This window comes from Pseudoalteromonas sp. SIMBA_162, assembly GCF_046535955.1.
Classification (GTDB): domain Bacteria; phylum Pseudomonadota; class Gammaproteobacteria; order Enterobacterales; family Alteromonadaceae; genus Pseudoalteromonas; species Pseudoalteromonas marina.
Genome location: NZ_JAWJBQ010000983.1, coordinates 1 through 245 on the forward strand (window position 1 = coordinate 1; position 245 = coordinate 245).

A 245-nucleotide genomic window follows, 5' to 3' on the forward strand; every position below is an offset into this window, starting at 1 on the left:
GGGCATGTGCGGTACGTTTATGGGTGGTATTGCAACGATTGCTAAGTCGCGTGGCCGTAGATTAAGAGGGTCGGACCAAAACGTTTACCCAGCTATGAGCACCCAGCTTGAAGGACTTGGTATTGAGCTCACTCAAGGGGACGACGTATCTCAATTATAGCCAAAACCCGATAGAGTAGTAATTGGTAATGCGATGAACCGATGTAATCCGTGTGGTTAATATGGGTGAGACAAGAGCTTACGTT

1 pseudogene is annotated in these 245 nt (G+C 47.3%); it reads left to right on the forward strand.

Annotated elements, in window-relative coordinates:
• A pseudogene (locus R0J88_RS22650) lies at window positions 1–157 on the forward strand (Mur ligase domain-containing protein); the annotation flags it as partial.
• Window positions 158–245 lie beyond the last annotated feature (88 nt).